This window comes from Undibacterium sp. SXout7W, from assembly GCF_049339385.1.
In the GTDB taxonomy this organism is placed as follows: Bacteria; Pseudomonadota; Gammaproteobacteria; order Burkholderiales; family Burkholderiaceae_D; genus Undibacterium.
This window is the reverse complement of record NZ_JBMPPF010000001.1, coordinates 441,976-456,211: the sequence shown is the minus strand read 5'-3', so window position 1 is coordinate 456,211 and position 14,236 is coordinate 441,976. Positions and strand designations below refer to the sequence as shown.

Sequence of the window (14,236 nt, the reverse complement as noted above, 5' to 3'; positions counted from 1 at the left end):
AATTCGCTACAAAACACCTCTTATCCCGCAAATTGGTAAGAGGTGTTTTTTTGTGCCTATCGACCGCACTTCGCAGCAGCGCACAGCAGTAAGGATTGAACAGGTAAAATACGCGCTTTATCCTTTTCACTACCGCTGGCCGGTGTCCGGAATTACCTATGCGTTTGCCCCGTTTGTCCTGTTTGTCCCGTTTGTCCTGTTTGTCCCGTTTGTCATTTTCACTGCTGTTGCCACTTGCGTTGTCGTCTGTTATCGCTCATGCAGCAAACCCGACTCCTGGATCAAAAAAAGGAAATCAAAAAAACTCCGTCCGCGCCAGCATCACCATCTATGCAGCTGGGGATATTGCAGACTGCAAGAAAAAACCTGCTGCAGAGAGTATGGCAGCACGTACATCTGACTTGATTTTGAGTCAATTAGCGAATGAGCCGAATGCGCTCGTGATCACATTAGGTGACCACACTTACCCTATAGGCAAGCCCGAAGAATTCAGCAACTGTTACGAACCGACCTGGGGACGCTTTAAAAATAAAACATTGCCTGCTCCTGGCAATCATGAATACGGGATGCCTAAAGCGTTGGGTTATTTTAATTATTTCTCTGACATTGCCGGACCAGAGCGACGCGGTTATTACGCCACTCAGGCAGGCCGCTGGAAAATCATTTCACTCAATAGCAATCTGGATCCGCAATCCATGCAAAAACAGATGGAATGGCTACAGCAGGAACTGGCAGAAAAAAAATCCCGCTGCACGCTGGCGTTCTGGCATCACCCTGTATTCAGTTCTGGTGGACACGGCAACAATCAGCAGATGCAGGTAGCGTGGAAAATGCTGGTAGCAGCAAAAGCCGATCTGGTGTTGGCGGCGCATGATCACGATTACGAACGTTTTGTACCTTTGGATGAAAACGGTGAGCGCGATGACAGAAATGGCATACGCAGTTTCGTGGTAGGAACTGGTGGTGCCAGATTGACACCGATGTTTTTGCCGCGCATGTCGACAGAAATCCGCGACAACTCAACGCACGGTGTACTGAAACTACGGCTGCATGAGCAATCCTACGACTGGGAATTTCTTCCCATTCCGGGACAGCATTTTACAGACAAAGGCAAGGGCACTTGCCATTGACTGACAATGGAACCGGTCGTCATCGTCGAACATTATCGAATCACTGTCGAATCATTACTGAACTTAGTTTGGCAGAGGGTATCCCGCAATTAAGGCATACCCTCTCTCCGGATCAGTTCTACTCCAGCTCGGCCAGTGCTTTGATATGTGCCACCACGCTACGACCCAGCGCTGACAGGTTGTAGCCACCTTCAAGGCAACTGACAATCCGCCCGTGAGCATATTCTTTCGCAATGTCCATCATCTGCCGCGTTATCCAGGCGTAGTCAGCTTCTACCAGTCCCATTTGTCCCATATCGTCTTCACGATGCGCATCAAATCCTGCTGAAATAAAGATCATTTCAGGCTGAAATGCGCGTAAGGCGGGTAACCATTGTTTGGTCACAATCTCGCGTATCACATCCCCAGCGCTATGTGCCGGAACAGGTACGTTGACCATATTCGTTGCTGGCAACTCTGTTCCGCTGTAAGGATAATATGGATGTTGAAAAAAACTCACCATGCATACCCTTGGATCATTCCGGAACGCTTCTTCGGTGCCATTGCCATGATGAACATCAAAATCCACAATCGCCACACGCTTCAATCCACGAACCTCCAGTGCATGCTTAACGGCAATTGCGACATTATTAAACATACAAAATCCCATGGACTCTTTTGGTGTCGCATGATGACCCGGTGGGCGAATGGCGCAAAAAGCGTTTTCCACTTCACCATCAATCACGGCATCTGTTGCTGCAATCGCTGCACCAGCGGCACGCAAAGATGCGCGCCATGTATAAGCATTCAGGGAAGTATCCGCATCCAGAGGAAAATGGCTGTACTCAGAGCGTTCAGAAGGACAGTTTTCACGAATCCGGTAAATGGCATCTGCCGTATGCACTCTGGCAAGGTCTTGTTCCTGCGCCTGCGGCGCTTCACGATGGTCCAGCAAGGGGCTGATTCGGCTGGCAATCAGTTGATCTTCAATTGCCTGTAGGCGCTGCGGTGATTCAGGGTGCCATGATCCCATTTCATGGCGCTTGCAATCTGCATGGGTGTAATACGCGGTAGTCATGTGCGGTCTTTTTTTAGTCTGAACTCCAGTTTCGTCTTATTTGACCAAATTTGCAAATCGCTGACTTCGATTGCCAGCATCTGTTGCCTCTGTTAAATGCAGCGCAACATTATTTGATATTTCCGTTTACACTGGGTGTTGGATTTTTTTTGAGAAGAAACATGTTTTCCAAACTGCACAAAGCCGCTCAGCAAGTCAATCGGATCATCATTGGCAAAGAACTTCAAATACGTCAGGCACTATCCTGCCTGTTGGCCGGTGGTCACTTGCTGATCGAAGACTTGCCTGGCGTAGGGAAAACAACGTTGGCACACGCATTGGCAATTTCCTTAGGATTACGCTTTAATCGCCTGCAATTTACCAGCGATCTGTTACCCGCAGATGTGGTGGGGATTTCTATTTTTGATCGTGAAAAAAATCAGTTTATTTTTCATCCCGGCCCTGTTTTTTCTCAGGTTTTACTGGCAGATGAAATCAATCGTGCCACGCCTAAAACACAATCGTCCCTGCTCGAAGCGATGGAAGAACGACAGGTATCCGTCGAAGGACAAACTCGCAGCCTGCCTGCGCCATTTTTTGTCATCGCGACGCAAAATCCTGCTCATCAGGTAGGTACATTTGCCCTGCCAGAATCACAACTCGATCGCTTTTTGATGTGTTTGTCGCTTGGTTATCCAGATGCCAGTGCGGAGCGTGCATTACTGATGGGTGAGGACCGGCGCAGTCTGTTGACACATTTGCCTGCTGTCATGAAGGCCGAAGAGTTACTGATCGCTCAACAGGCATTGAAACAGATTCATGCATCAAGCTCACTGATTGATTATGTGCAGGCTCTGGCTCAGGCAACACGTCAGGGTGACTTGTTTGCCGAGGGGATGAGTCCACGCGCATCTATTGCCCTGCTGCAAGCCGCACGCGCCTGGGCGGCACTGGAAGGGCGTGATCATGTTTTGCCTGAAGACGTACAGGCCGTTTTGATTCCCGTCGTCAGTCATCGTTTGCGTCCACTAAAGTCATTGGGCGGAAAAGCAGGTGCCAGCGCCGAATTGCTGACACAACTGATGAAACAGGTTCGTGTCTGAACTGATAACGGCATTCACTTATGTTGAAGTCTTTACATACAAAATGGCGCAAGCTGGTTTTTCTTGAACACAAACCGGAAAACGGTGAAGTCTTTCTCAAGCAGCGGCGTGTGTTTACCCTGCCCAGCAAAGCTGGCTGGATGTTCGTATTGTTGTTGATCATCCTGTTTTTATCATCAACGAACTATAGTCTCAGTCTTGGCTTCGCGCTGACGTTTGTATTGACTGCAATTGCCGTGGTGAACGCATTTCTGGGCTTTCGTAATCTGGCCTATCTGCATTTACTGGCAGGCCCGGCTCAGTCTGTGTTTGCAGGTGAAGATACGCAGTACACGCTATTTCTGATTAACCGTAGAGCCCACCAGCGCTATGCCATCTGGATCAGCTTTACTGACAAAGGTGCTGTCAGCAAATCTCTGGATATCGCTCCCATGAGTCAGACATCGGTTCAACTCAGTTATCCGACCAGCAAACGCGGAATGCAAGCGATACCTCGTGTGAAGATAGAAACCTGGTTTCCACTGGGATTATTAAGAGCATGGAGCACGTGGCTACCGGATTCTCAAGCGCTGATTTATCCCAGACCAGAGGAAAACGCTCCTCCTCTGCCGGTCTCCGGAATAGCAAGCAATGACGTACAAGGTCATGCGGGAGACGAAGATTTTGCCGGCGTCCGTGCATATCAGGCTGGCGACCAACTTAAGCATCTGGCATGGAAACAAATTGCCCGTATTGACTTATTAGCAGGTGGGCAACTGGTCACTAAACAATTTGCAGGTGGTTCTGGCAGTGACGTGGTGCTGGATTTTTCAGCGCTGCCCAAATATATGGATCAGGAAGATAAATTATCCCGTATGACAAGCTGGATTATCGAAGCCGAAAGGCTAGCCATTCCTTATGGCTTTCGCCTCGGCGCCACAGAATATGCCCCCTCACAAGGTCCTGCACATCAAGATGCCTGCCTGCGCGCGCTCGCACTCTTTGAAGGTGGATCACGATGAAGCGATTGATATCTCCGGTACTTTCCCGCGACAAAGCCGATACCTTACTGCTATTGACAGCCTGTCTGCTGGTATTGATACCGCATGCAGGACATGTCAGCTGGTGGGTCAATATCGGCTGTGCGATGTTATTGGTATGGCGCGGCTGGCTGACACTGAACGGCAAACGACTACCGCCGTCATGGATTCTTTTACCAGTTTCGACCATCATGATGGGTGGCGTTTATCTGACGCATAAGACCTTTTTTGGCAAAGAAGCAGGCGTCACGATGCTCGTGTTACTGCTGACTTGCAAATTGCTGGAGATGCATGCAAAACGTGATTTATTTGTCGTCATTTTTCTGAGTTTTTTCTTATTGCTGACGAGTTTCTTTTATCAGCAAACCATTGGTGCTGCGATGATGACGCTGCTGGCACTTAGTTTGTTGTTAACTGCGCAGCTCTCATTTCAATACACAAATCTGGTACCCAGTCTGGCACAAAGACTAAAACTCGGCGCGTCCATTTTGGCAATGGCAATTCCGCTGACCATCGTTTCTTTTTTTCTGTTCCCTCGCATACAAGGTCCGCTGTGGGGGCTGCCCGGCGATGCTCAAACCGGACGTACCGGGCTGTCCGACTCAATGACGCCAGGGATGATCGGTGAACTCGCATTATCCGAAGACATTGCTTTTCGGGTCAAGTTTGATCAGCAGACACCTGATAAATCGCAGATGTACTGGCGTGGGCTGATCATGAACCAGTTCGATGGCAGAACATGGACACGAGGCAAACCATCTTCAGCAGCAAAGTCTGATAGTGCCGAATTTACCGGAACTCAATTTCATCAGGAAATCATTCTTGAACCCACTCGACAACGCTGGTTATTTGCGCTCGATCTTGCCACTGCACCACCACTACTCGACAGCAACGGCAAAGCCAGCCTGAATACGCAAATGGAATTGCGCAATACGGAGGTCGTGGATCAACGTCTGCGATATCAGGTCAATTCGGCCCCCGTATATCGCCTGGAGCAACACTTAAGCCTGATGGATGTCAGCGACTCACTGGACATTCCACCCGGCTACAATCCACGCACATTAACGATGGCCGCCGAGCTAAGGCAGCGCTTCCGTGATGATCAGGAACTGATTAATCAGGTATTACAATTTTTCCGCCGTGAGCAGTTCACATACACATTGGAACCACCCGTCCTGGGAGTCAACAGTGTTGATGATTTTCTGTTCCAGTCGCGTGCCGGATTTTGTGAGCATTATGCCAGTGCCTTTGTGATTTTGATGCGCGCAGCAGACATCCCCGCACGCGTTGTCACTGGCTATCAAGGTGGAACTAAAAATACCGTCGACAATCAATGGGAAATACGTCAGTCAGATGCACATGCCTGGGCAGAAGTATGGCTTAAAGGAAAAGGCTGGATCAGAGTCGACCCAACGGCTGCCGTCGCCCCCGAACGTGTTATGCAAAATATTGGAACAGCAATACCAAAACGAGGAATTGCAGGTCTGATGCAACTGGCATTGGGTGAAAATACATGGCTAAAAGCAATACACATGCAATGGAGTGCCATCAATAATCACTGGAACCAGTGGGTGTTGAATTACAACCAGAAAACGCAAAAGAGCCTGCTCGGCTCACTTGGTATACAAGACATCGACTGGGCAAAAATCAGCTTACTGTTTTTTATCTGTGGAGCTACTGTACTCAGCTTGATTGCACTACCTTTAATGCGTAACAAGTTGACGTTTTCACCATTGGATAGAGTATACTTTTCGTTCTGCAAGAAAATGGCAAAACACACCGCAGCCAGAGCCATTGATGAAGGGCCGCATGCGTATATGCAACGCTTAAAAGCGGTCCTACCGGCACATGAATACATAGCGGCACAACAGTTTCTCAGCTTGTACAGTGCGGCGCGTTACGGAAAAACTACAGTCCCGGAAAGTATGCTGGTCCGGCGTTTAAAAACCTTGCTGGCTCAATGCCGCTAATTCTTTTACGTATTTTGATCTCATTGTCACGCCCCCTGCTGTCAGCCATTTGCGCGGCCACATTACTCTCTGCCATCTCGTATCCTGTACATGCTGCCACGCATGTGAAAAAAAAGAAAACACCGATCGTCACAGAACAAAAAAAACAGGATGCTGCGCATTTTAATGAGCGACAAGATGTGCAGGATTTCATTGCACAGATGAGTGTTAAACATGGATTTGACTCCTCAAAACTGAGCCTGCTGTTTGAACAGGTACGATATACAGAGTCAGCCCGTCAATTGATCAAACCTGCACCTCCTGGACGCCCCAAAAATTGGAAAGCCTACCGTGCACGTTTTGTAGAACCATACCGTATCGACGCTGGTCTGGCATTCTGGGATAAATACGCCACCACTCTGGCTCGTGCGGAGCAAACGTATGGCGTGCCTGCGGAGATTATTGTTGGACTGATCGGCGTAGAAACAATTTTTGGTAAAAATACCGGAAATTATCGTGTCATGGATGCACTCACGACGCTCGCTTTTGATTATCCAGAAACGCCAACCAGAGTGGCAAGAATGGATTTTTTCAAAACTGAACTGGAAAATATGTTGCTGATGGCACGGGAATCGAAAGTGGATCCATTTGCATTCAAAGGTTCATATGCCGGTGCAATCGGCTGGCCGCAATTCATGCCCAGCAGCATACGGCAATACGCTGTCGATTTTGATGGTGACGGCGTGATCAACCTGACGGATTCCGCTATTGATGCGATTGGTAGCGTAGCAAACTATCTGGCAGTGCATGGTTGGAAAAAAAATCTTCCCATCGCTTTCCCTGCTACCTTGGTTGCAACGAATGACCAACTTGCGACACTGAATACTGCACTTGGACAAGGTCTGCATGCCACTTATTCTTTGCAAGATATCAGTGCACTGGCAAGTACCGCCAATAGTGAAGCGCCAAACAATATCCTATATGGACTGGCAGATTTGCAAAATGGAAACGACCCCACAGAATACTGGCTGGTGACAGACAATTTTTTTGCGATCACTTACTACAATCGTAGCTATTTTTACGCCATGTCAGTTGTTGATCTTGGCCGGACAATCAGCGCAGCCAGAGGAAAATAAGGAATAGGTGAGCCAGTAAATGTTGCGTTTTGGCTGGTAACACGTGGGGAATGAAGTGATCGTTGCGAATCGAAAAATCTTCGATATCAGCACTATTAACAGTTACATATTGCTAATTATTTTAATTTCAACTAAATTACAGTTGCTATTAAAACATTTACAAAACCTCAAAAATGTTTCAATACATTTAACAATGTTTTGCTATTTTTCTGTCAAGAAACTTATATTTTAACGATACAATATTACCGTTTGATTAATTTTTATTGAAAAAGCTAAATTTAGCAGCAATAAACTAAACAGCGAGGTAATTATGGCAAATCTGACCCAGCTTGAATCTGATGAAATCGACTACGATCCAAACAATCTGTTAGATACTCTGATCAAGCAATTGCATTTAAAAAATGATGCTGCACTTTCCAGAGCACTGGAAGTTGCACCACCAGTTATTAGTAAAATCAGGCATCGTCGCCTGCCAGTTGGCGCATCTTTGTTGATCCGTATGCACGAAATCAGCGATGTCAGCATCAAAGAATTACGCGAGCTGATGGGTGACCGTCGCGCGAAATTCCGTATCAGTGATAAGCAATTCAAACCGAAAGATGCAGCATAATTAATAGACGCTGGAAAACTCGCCAGTTTTTATTAATAGCTTGCATAAAAAATACCGAAGCAGCGTTTTTAACGCCGTTTCGGTATTTTTTTACACTTGGAATACAGACGCAGACATTAAGCCGGAAATACTCCGGTAGATAAATAACGATCACCACGATCGCAAACGATAAAGACGATCGTTGCATTTTCTAGTGTCTGGGAAAGTCTTAATGCAACTTCGCATGCGCCTGCTGCAGAAATACCGCAGAAAATCCCTTCTTCTATCGCCAAGCGACGCGCCATTTGTTCCGCAGAAGACTGGCTGACTGATTCGATTTGATCGACTTTTGCTTTATCGTAAATTTTAGGCAGATAAGCTTCTGGCCATTTACGAATTCCTGGAATCTGAGACCCTTCCTCCGGTTGCGCACCAACGATCACAATCCCAGAATTTTGCTGTTTCAGATAGGCAGATACCCCCATGATCGTGCCGGTAGTTCCCATTGCGCTGACGAAATGAGTGATTTTTCCATCCGTGTCACGCCAGATTTCTGGACCGGTTCCTTCATAGTGAGCAAGCGGATTATCTGAATTGGCAAACTGATCCAGAATCACACCTTTACCTTCTTTCTGCATTTGCTCTGCCAGATCACGCGCATACTCCATACCACCATTTTTGGGCGTCAACATAATCTGCGCCCCATAGGCTGCCATACTCTGGCGGCGCTCTACACTCAGATTTTCGGGCATCAGCAAGACCATTTTATAGCCACGCATAGCGGCAGCCATTGCCAGTGCAATGCCGGTGTTACCGCTAGTTGCCTCAATCAAGGTATCGCCGGGACGAATGGTACCGCGCTCCTCAGCACGCTTGATCATGGACAATGCTGGCCTGTCTTTCACCGAGCCAGCAGGATTATTACCTTCCAGCTTGCCAAGAATAATATTATTACGAAGCTGATTCTCCGCACCTGGAATGCGCTGCAATCTGACGAGAGGAGTATTGCCAATAGTGTCTTCGATGGTGAGATAAGCCATATTCATGAGTGTAATTAATGCAAAGCCATATTCTAAACGCTGTTGGACTTAGTCGCTTGACGCATATACACATGGCACTTGACGCATGAGAAGAAAAAGAAAAAGCCCCGGGTGTTTGCCAGGGGCTTACTCACATGAATTATTGCATTACCACATCACGCTACGAGAGCATGAATAAATGTGATTACATATGATTACTTTGTTTTTACTTCTTTCGTACTTGCTGCTTTGGCTGCAGATGCTGGTGCTTGTTCTGCCGCTGCTGGCGCTTCAGGCTTGCCCGCTTTGACTTTAGCTGACGCTTTTTCCGCTACGGCCAGTTTGGCTGCTGCACCCGGCTTTGCCTGACCATTAACAGTCAAGCCTGCTTCCGACATCTTAGTCGAATTTTTTTCGCCGATACCTTTGACACGCTTTTCAAAATCAGACCAGTCTTTGAAACTACCATTTTTTGTTCGTTCTTCAATAATTGCTTTAGATTTTGCAGGACCAATTCCCTTAATGCCATCTAATGCTGCCTGATCACCTTTATTGACATCAACATCGGCAAATGCAAAACCCATCGTTGCAACCAAAGTAGCAATAGCCAACAATAATTTTTTGAACATGTGACACTCCCAAAATAGTGAATTTATCCTGCCAGAAGAACGCTGATATATCGTCCTGTAGAGAATAACGATAAGAGATGACAAGCAGTTGACAAGTTTCAATATAAATATCGACAATTTCAGCCCGATATTCGTTACCCGGCAACTGCGCATATCTGCTACGTAAATAATTCCTCTTTGGTCACCGTTGCCGTTCCCAGCTTGCCAACAACAATACCCCCAGCACGATTAGCAATAAGTACCGCCTCTTGCATGGACATACCGTTTGCCATCATGGCAGCCATCGTGGCAATAACGGTATCTCCAGCACCGGACACGTCAAACACTTCACGTGCAACGGCAGGGACATGCGTCACCTGATCCTCCGTATACAGCGTCATTCCCTCCTCAGAGCGCGTGAGTAACAGACCCTGCAAACGCAATTCACGGCGCAGTGACTGTGCCTTTTCAGTCAAATCCGACTCGCCAGACCAATCCCCAATAATCTGTTTTAACTCTGATTTATTGGGGGTCAATAAAGTTGCGCCCGCATAGCGTACAAAGTCATGCCCTTTCGGATCAACCAAAACCAGTTTATTGGCCGCATTCGCCGCAGCAATCATGTCGGATACGTTATTGAGGCTACCCTTCGCATAATCCGACAACACAACCACGTCGTAGCCACTCAATAACGCATTAAAACGGTTCAACTTATCACGCAGAACATTTTCCGTAGGACGCTCTTCAAAATCTATACGTAACAGTTGCTGCTGGCGCCCGATCACCCTTAGCTTAATGATGGTAGAAATTTGTGGGTCACGGCTCAGGTAGCTATAAATGCCAGATTCACGCAATAATGCTTCAACACTATTTCCAGCCTCATCCTGTCCGATCACCCCCATCAGACCTGCCTGCATTCCCAACGCTACGGCATTACGCGCTACGTTGGCGGCACCGCCGAGGCGCTCCTCCCGTTTCTGCACTCTGACAATCGGAACCGGTGCTTCTGGTGAAATACGATTGACTTCGCCAAACCAATATCGATCCAGCATCACATCGCCAGCGACCAATATTCGCTTACTCTCGGAATTATTCACTGACAGACTCATTTTTTTGTCAACACCGAGCGGCCAATGCCATGATATTCAATACCCAATTCAGTCATGACTGAAGGCTCAAACAAATTCCGCCCATCAAAAATAATTGCCTGCTTCAGTCGCGATTTAACCTGATCAAAATCCGGACTGCGGAAAGCCTTCCATTCCGTCACAATCGCCAATGCATCGGCCTGATCCAGCGCATCCATCGGCTTCGTCGCATAACGGATTGATGCTAACAATTCTGGCGCATCATAGAAATCAAGTTCTAAAACACGTTTTGCCTCATCCATAGATACAGGATCATAAACGGCGACGGTCGCGCCATTTCGTAACAACTCTCCCAGCAAGACTCTGGAAGATGCGGCACGCATATCATCGGTATTTGGTTTGAACGCAAGCCCCCAGACAGCGAAATGCCTGCCTCTGAGATCAGTACCAAAGCGTTGCATGATTTTATTACCCAAAACTTGCTTCTGACGGGCATTAACGGCTTCTACTGCCTGCAAAATCAACAAATTCAAACCATAATCCTGTGCAGTTCTTTCCAGTGCCTGTACATCCTTCGGAAAACAGGAACCTCCGTAACCACATCCGGCATATAAAAAGCTATGTCCGATACGTGGATCAGAACCGATGCCATGGCGCACGGCTTCAATATCTGCTCCAACATGGTCAGCCAGATTCGCCAGTTCATTCATGAAAGAAATTCGTGTTGCCAGCATGGCGTTGGCCGCATATTTGGTGAATTCGGCAGAACGGACATCCATCCAATAAGTGCGCTCATGATTACGATTGAAAGGCGCATACAGCTTTTTCATCATGCTACGAGCTTTGTCACCCTGGGTTGAGTGATCACAACCGATGACGATACGATCCGGACGCATGAAATCTTCTACTGCCGCACCTTCCTTCAAAAACTCAGGATTAGACACAACAGAAAATTCGACCGGCAATCTGCGCGCTTGTAATTCGTCTTTTACTGCGGCAGACACGCGATCTGCGGTACCGACTGGAACTGTGGATTTATCCACAATGACTTTAAAGCCAGTCATATACTTACCGATGTTGCGAGCGGCTGCCAGCACATATTGCAAATCGGCGGAGCCATCTTCATCAGGTGGCGTACCAACGGCAATAAATTGCACATCGCCGTGGGCAACGCTGGCCTCGACGTCTGTAGAAAAATGAATACGCCCCGCCGCGCGATTACGGGCAACAATTTCTTCCAGGCCAGGTTCGTGAATAGGAATACCACCGCCATTCAGGATATCGATTTTACGTTGATCGACGTCAAGGCAAAACACGTCGTTACCCAGTTCCGCGAGACAAGCGCCTGTAACCAGACCTACATAGCCCGTGCCGATAATAGTAATTTTCATATTGTGATCACAATCTCAAAAATAGAGTTCCACTCATTAATGCTGTTGATGAGCTATCTCTTGATGATTTATATCTGTGTATCGGAGGTCAACGCTATTACGCTGCCAGAGACACGGAATCAGCGCATCAGTTCATCACATTTAACTCTTCTGTACGTCTTGGAGGATAGGTTTCCCAGCGACTGCAACCAGGGCAATGCCAGTAAAATTGGCGCGCCTTGAATCCACAATGGGAACATTGGTAGCGCGCCAGTTTTTGTGCATAACCATGTACGAGGCTTTTCACCATTGACAGTTCGGGGCGCAATTCAGGCGGCGCCTCCATCAACCGTGCATCGAGTAATTTATCCAAACCCAGCAAGGTAGGAGTGCGGCGCAATTCATTGCTGACCAATTGATTTGCGGCCTGGACAGTATCAAGTTCCAGCGTTGCCTTGAACACGACTTCCAGCAAATCAATGGAAGGGGCTTCTGCCAGATAGTTTTTCAGAAGATTCAGCCCTTCGTTTGGCCGCTCCAACTTTCTATAACCATCCATCAGGCGCTGCGCAACTAAGGCAACATGCGGCACGCTTTGCTGCTCAACACGTCTCCAGGTCAGCACCGCTTTTTCGGTATCGCCGTTCGCCTGATGTACATCACCAGTCAGTATCGTCGCCCGTACATTATTACGATCCGCTGACAGCGCTTTATCAAGCATCACCAACGCGGCATCAGGATGAGTATGCACCAGCTCATCCTGTGCAATTTCACAGTAAAACTGGGCAATTTCTTTTTGCCGTCCACCGGCACCGCAGGCTTGCAACGCATTGGCGGCATCAATTGCGCGCGCCCACTCTTTTTCACGTTGATAAATTTCCAGCAAGGCACGACGTGCCTGAGCCTCGTATTGCCCCGTAGCGGCAAGCTGATTAAAGGTCTCTTCGGCTCGATCCAAAAGTCCGGCTTTCAGATAATCCTGCCCCAATTCAAACATCGCCTGCGTTTTTTGCTCCTGAGGCAAATCAGGACGCGCCAACAAGTTCTGATGCACGCGTATCGCTCTTTCTGTTTCACCACGACGGCGGAACAAATTACCCAAAGCAAAATGCAAATCGACAGCTTCTGGGTCAAGCCGGACGATATCAATAAAAGCATCAATTGCTTTGTCTGGCTGATCATTCAGGAGAAAATTCAAGCCTTTGAAATACCCGCGAGGCAAGCTTCTTGACTCTGACAATAATTGCCGGATATCAACCCGTGCAGCAATCCAGCCCAATGTAAAAAACAAGGGAATGCCCAACAACCACCAGATTTCAAATTCCATTTTTATTATGTTCGATTAGGATGTTCAGGTATTACGAATGCTATCAGGTTGTGGTGCCTGAGTACTTGCGCGCTGCGCAGCTTCACGTTCTTTTTCTATCTCAGCTAGTGTTTTCTTGTGTTTAGACAAATCCCTATGATGACGGAAAACAATAGGAACCATCGCCAGAACGCCGAGTGCTGCGCCTGCAACAAAAAAAATCAACAACATAATGACCAAAGGAGCGGATTGCTGGTAACCAAAAAAATATTGCAGTGTCACTATCTGATCATTTTTTAACGCAAAGCCGAAAAAAAGGATAAATAAAACGGCTGCCAGTAATCTGGAAATATATTTCATGTATGCATCCTTATCGATAGCGGTTATTTCGATCAGCCAATTCAGCGCAGCCTGTAAAAGTTTTACGCATTTATCATGACATCAATCGCTATGCCCAGCATAGAAAACGACATTTAAACGACTATTGTACTGAAAAAAAACGGCACACCGGAAAAACCGATATGCCGTCTTTATTTTTTACCTACTCACGGAAACCGATGACTCGTCTAATCATCGCGTATCGGTTGCCCTACCATGGCATCGACACGTTCGCGTAGCTCTTTACCAGGTTTAAAATGTGGTACCCGTTTTTCGGGAACCATCACCTTATCACCTGACTTCGGATTACGACCTATCCGTGGTGGACGACTGTTTAGGGCAAAACTGCCAAAACCCCGGATTTCTATCCTTTGCCCTGTTGCCAGGGAATCAGACATAGCATCCAGTATGGTTTTGACCGCGATATCCACATCTTTTGCAACTAATTGTGGATACCGCTCTGCCAGACGAGCTATCAGCTCCGACTTCGTCATACTAATAAAAC

General features: G+C 47.4%; 14 protein-coding genes. 6 read left to right on the top strand and 8 right to left on the bottom strand.

Annotated features, from left to right (window positions below; genetic code table 11):
- Window positions 1–158 precede the first annotated feature (158 nt).
- Window positions 159–1,130, top strand: a complete 972-nt coding sequence (locus tag ACO0LB_RS02010; RefSeq protein WP_423045951.1) for a metallophosphoesterase family protein — start codon at window positions 159–161, stop codon at window positions 1,128–1,130.
- Window positions 1,131–1,248: 118 nt separating this feature from the next.
- On the opposite strand, the gene ACO0LB_RS02005 is transcribed toward ACO0LB_RS02010, so the two are convergent.
- Window positions 1,249–2,187 carry a histone deacetylase family protein gene (locus ACO0LB_RS02005; protein ID WP_423045949.1) on the bottom strand — a complete coding sequence of 313 codons (939 nt, stop codon included), beginning with the start codon at window positions 2,185–2,187 and terminating at the stop codon, window positions 1,249–1,251.
- 161 nt (window positions 2,188–2,348) lie between these two features.
- Here ACO0LB_RS02005 and ACO0LB_RS02000 point away from each other — a divergent pair, with 161 nt between their 5' ends.
- The 5 genes from ACO0LB_RS02000 to ACO0LB_RS01980 all read left to right on the top strand — a co-directional run bounded on the left by ACO0LB_RS02000 (window position 2,349) and on the right by ACO0LB_RS01980 (window position 7,983).
- Window positions 2,349–3,269 carry an AAA family ATPase gene (locus ACO0LB_RS02000; RefSeq protein WP_423045947.1) on the top strand — a complete coding sequence of 307 codons (921 nt, stop codon included), beginning with the start codon at window positions 2,349–2,351 and terminating at the stop codon, window positions 3,267–3,269.
- Window positions 3,270–3,289: 20 nt separating this feature from the next.
- The gene (locus tag ACO0LB_RS01995; RefSeq protein ID WP_423045945.1) at window positions 3,290–4,270 is read left to right on the top strand and encodes a DUF58 domain-containing protein; all 981 of its coding nucleotides are present in this window, start codon (window positions 3,290–3,292) and stop codon (window positions 4,268–4,270) included.
- Window positions 4,267–6,258 (top strand): transglutaminase TgpA family protein, encoded by a 1,992-nt coding sequence (locus ACO0LB_RS01990; protein ID WP_423045943.1) that lies wholly within the window; start codon window positions 4,267–4,269, stop codon window positions 6,256–6,258. The genes ACO0LB_RS01995 and ACO0LB_RS01990 overlap by 4 nt, the downstream gene beginning before the upstream one ends.
- Window positions 6,249–7,373, top strand: coding sequence for a lytic murein transglycosylase B (gene mltB / locus ACO0LB_RS01985; RefSeq protein WP_423045941.1), 1,125 nt, complete (start codon window positions 6,249–6,251; stop codon window positions 7,371–7,373). The genes ACO0LB_RS01990 and mltB overlap by 10 nt, the downstream gene beginning before the upstream one ends.
- Before the next feature lie 310 nt (window positions 7,374–7,683).
- The gene (locus tag ACO0LB_RS01980) at window positions 7,684–7,983 is read left to right on the top strand and encodes a hypothetical protein (RefSeq protein WP_110257001.1); all 300 of its coding nucleotides are present in this window, start codon (window positions 7,684–7,686) and stop codon (window positions 7,981–7,983) included.
- Between the two features lie 116 nt (window positions 7,984–8,099).
- On the opposite strand, the gene cysM is transcribed toward ACO0LB_RS01980, so the two are convergent.
- From cysM to ACO0LB_RS01945, 7 genes are all read right to left on the bottom strand, one after another.
- Entirely contained in the window at window positions 8,100–9,002 is a 903-nt protein-coding gene (gene cysM / locus ACO0LB_RS01975; protein WP_423045939.1) for a cysteine synthase CysM, read from the bottom strand.
- 194 nt (window positions 9,003–9,196) lie between these two features.
- On the bottom strand, window positions 9,197–9,610 hold the full coding sequence (locus tag ACO0LB_RS01970; RefSeq protein ID WP_423045937.1) for a ComEA family DNA-binding protein: 414 nt from the start codon (window positions 9,608–9,610) through the stop codon (window positions 9,197–9,199).
- 158 nt (window positions 9,611–9,768) lie between these two features.
- On the bottom strand, window positions 9,769–10,698 hold the full coding sequence (gene rfaE1, locus ACO0LB_RS01965) for a D-glycero-beta-D-manno-heptose-7-phosphate kinase (protein WP_423045936.1): 930 nt from the start codon (window positions 10,696–10,698) through the stop codon (window positions 9,769–9,771).
- Window positions 10,695–12,068, bottom strand: a complete 1,374-nt coding sequence (locus ACO0LB_RS01960; RefSeq protein WP_423045934.1) for a UDP-glucose dehydrogenase family protein — start codon at window positions 12,066–12,068, stop codon at window positions 10,695–10,697. Before ACO0LB_RS01960 ends, rfaE1 begins: the two co-directional genes overlap by 4 nt.
- Before the next feature lie 127 nt (window positions 12,069–12,195).
- A complete protein-coding gene (lapB, locus tag ACO0LB_RS01955; protein WP_423045932.1) occupies window positions 12,196–13,374 on the bottom strand; it encodes a lipopolysaccharide assembly protein LapB in 1,179 nt (392 codons plus the stop codon).
- Window positions 13,375–13,398: 24 nt separating this feature from the next.
- On the bottom strand, window positions 13,399–13,713 hold the full coding sequence (locus ACO0LB_RS01950; protein WP_423045930.1) for a LapA family protein: 315 nt from the start codon (window positions 13,711–13,713) through the stop codon (window positions 13,399–13,401).
- Window positions 13,714–13,919: 206 nt separating this feature from the next.
- A complete protein-coding gene (locus ACO0LB_RS01945; protein WP_423045928.1) occupies window positions 13,920–14,225 on the bottom strand; it encodes an integration host factor subunit beta in 306 nt (101 codons plus the stop codon).
- Window positions 14,226–14,236: the final 11 nt, after the last annotated feature.

Excerpts from the sequence above, each read along its gene's own strand:
- ACO0LB_RS01980 (WP_110257001.1), top strand. The coding sequence starts at position 7,684 with ATGGCAAATCTGACCCAGCTTGAATCTGATGAAATCGACTACGATCCA.
- ACO0LB_RS01945 (WP_423045928.1), bottom strand. The coding sequence starts at position 14,225 with ATGACGAAGTCGGAGCTGATAGCTCGTCTGGCAGAGCGGTATCCACAA.
- ACO0LB_RS01960 (WP_423045934.1), bottom strand. The coding sequence starts at position 12,068 with ATGAAAATTACTATTATCGGCACGGGCTATGTAGGTCTGGTTACAGGC.
- ACO0LB_RS02005 (WP_423045949.1), bottom strand. The coding sequence starts at position 2,187 with ATGACTACCGCGTATTACACCCATGCAGATTGCAAGCGCCATGAAATG.
- ACO0LB_RS01950 (WP_423045930.1), bottom strand. The coding sequence starts at position 13,713 with ATGAAATATATTTCCAGATTACTGGCAGCCGTTTTATTTATCCTTTTT.
- rfaE1 (WP_423045936.1), bottom strand. The coding sequence starts at position 10,698 with ATGAGTCTGTCAGTGAATAATTCCGAGAGTAAGCGAATATTGGTCGCT.
- ACO0LB_RS02010 (WP_423045951.1), top strand. The coding sequence starts at position 159 with ATGCGTTTGCCCCGTTTGTCCTGTTTGTCCCGTTTGTCCTGTTTGTCC.
- mltB (WP_423045941.1), top strand. The coding sequence starts at position 6,249 with ATGCCGCTAATTCTTTTACGTATTTTGATCTCATTGTCACGCCCCCTG.
- ACO0LB_RS01970 (WP_423045937.1), bottom strand. The coding sequence starts at position 9,610 with ATGTTCAAAAAATTATTGTTGGCTATTGCTACTTTGGTTGCAACGATG.
- ACO0LB_RS01990 (WP_423045943.1), top strand. The coding sequence starts at position 4,267 with ATGAAGCGATTGATATCTCCGGTACTTTCCCGCGACAAAGCCGATACC.
- cysM (WP_423045939.1), bottom strand. The coding sequence starts at position 9,002 with ATGGCTTATCTCACCATCGAAGACACTATTGGCAATACTCCTCTCGTC.
- ACO0LB_RS01995 (WP_423045945.1), top strand. The coding sequence starts at position 3,290 with ATGTTGAAGTCTTTACATACAAAATGGCGCAAGCTGGTTTTTCTTGAA.
- lapB (WP_423045932.1), bottom strand. The coding sequence starts at position 13,374 with ATGGAATTTGAAATCTGGTGGTTGTTGGGCATTCCCTTGTTTTTTACA.
- ACO0LB_RS02000 (WP_423045947.1), top strand. The coding sequence starts at position 2,349 with ATGTTTTCCAAACTGCACAAAGCCGCTCAGCAAGTCAATCGGATCATC.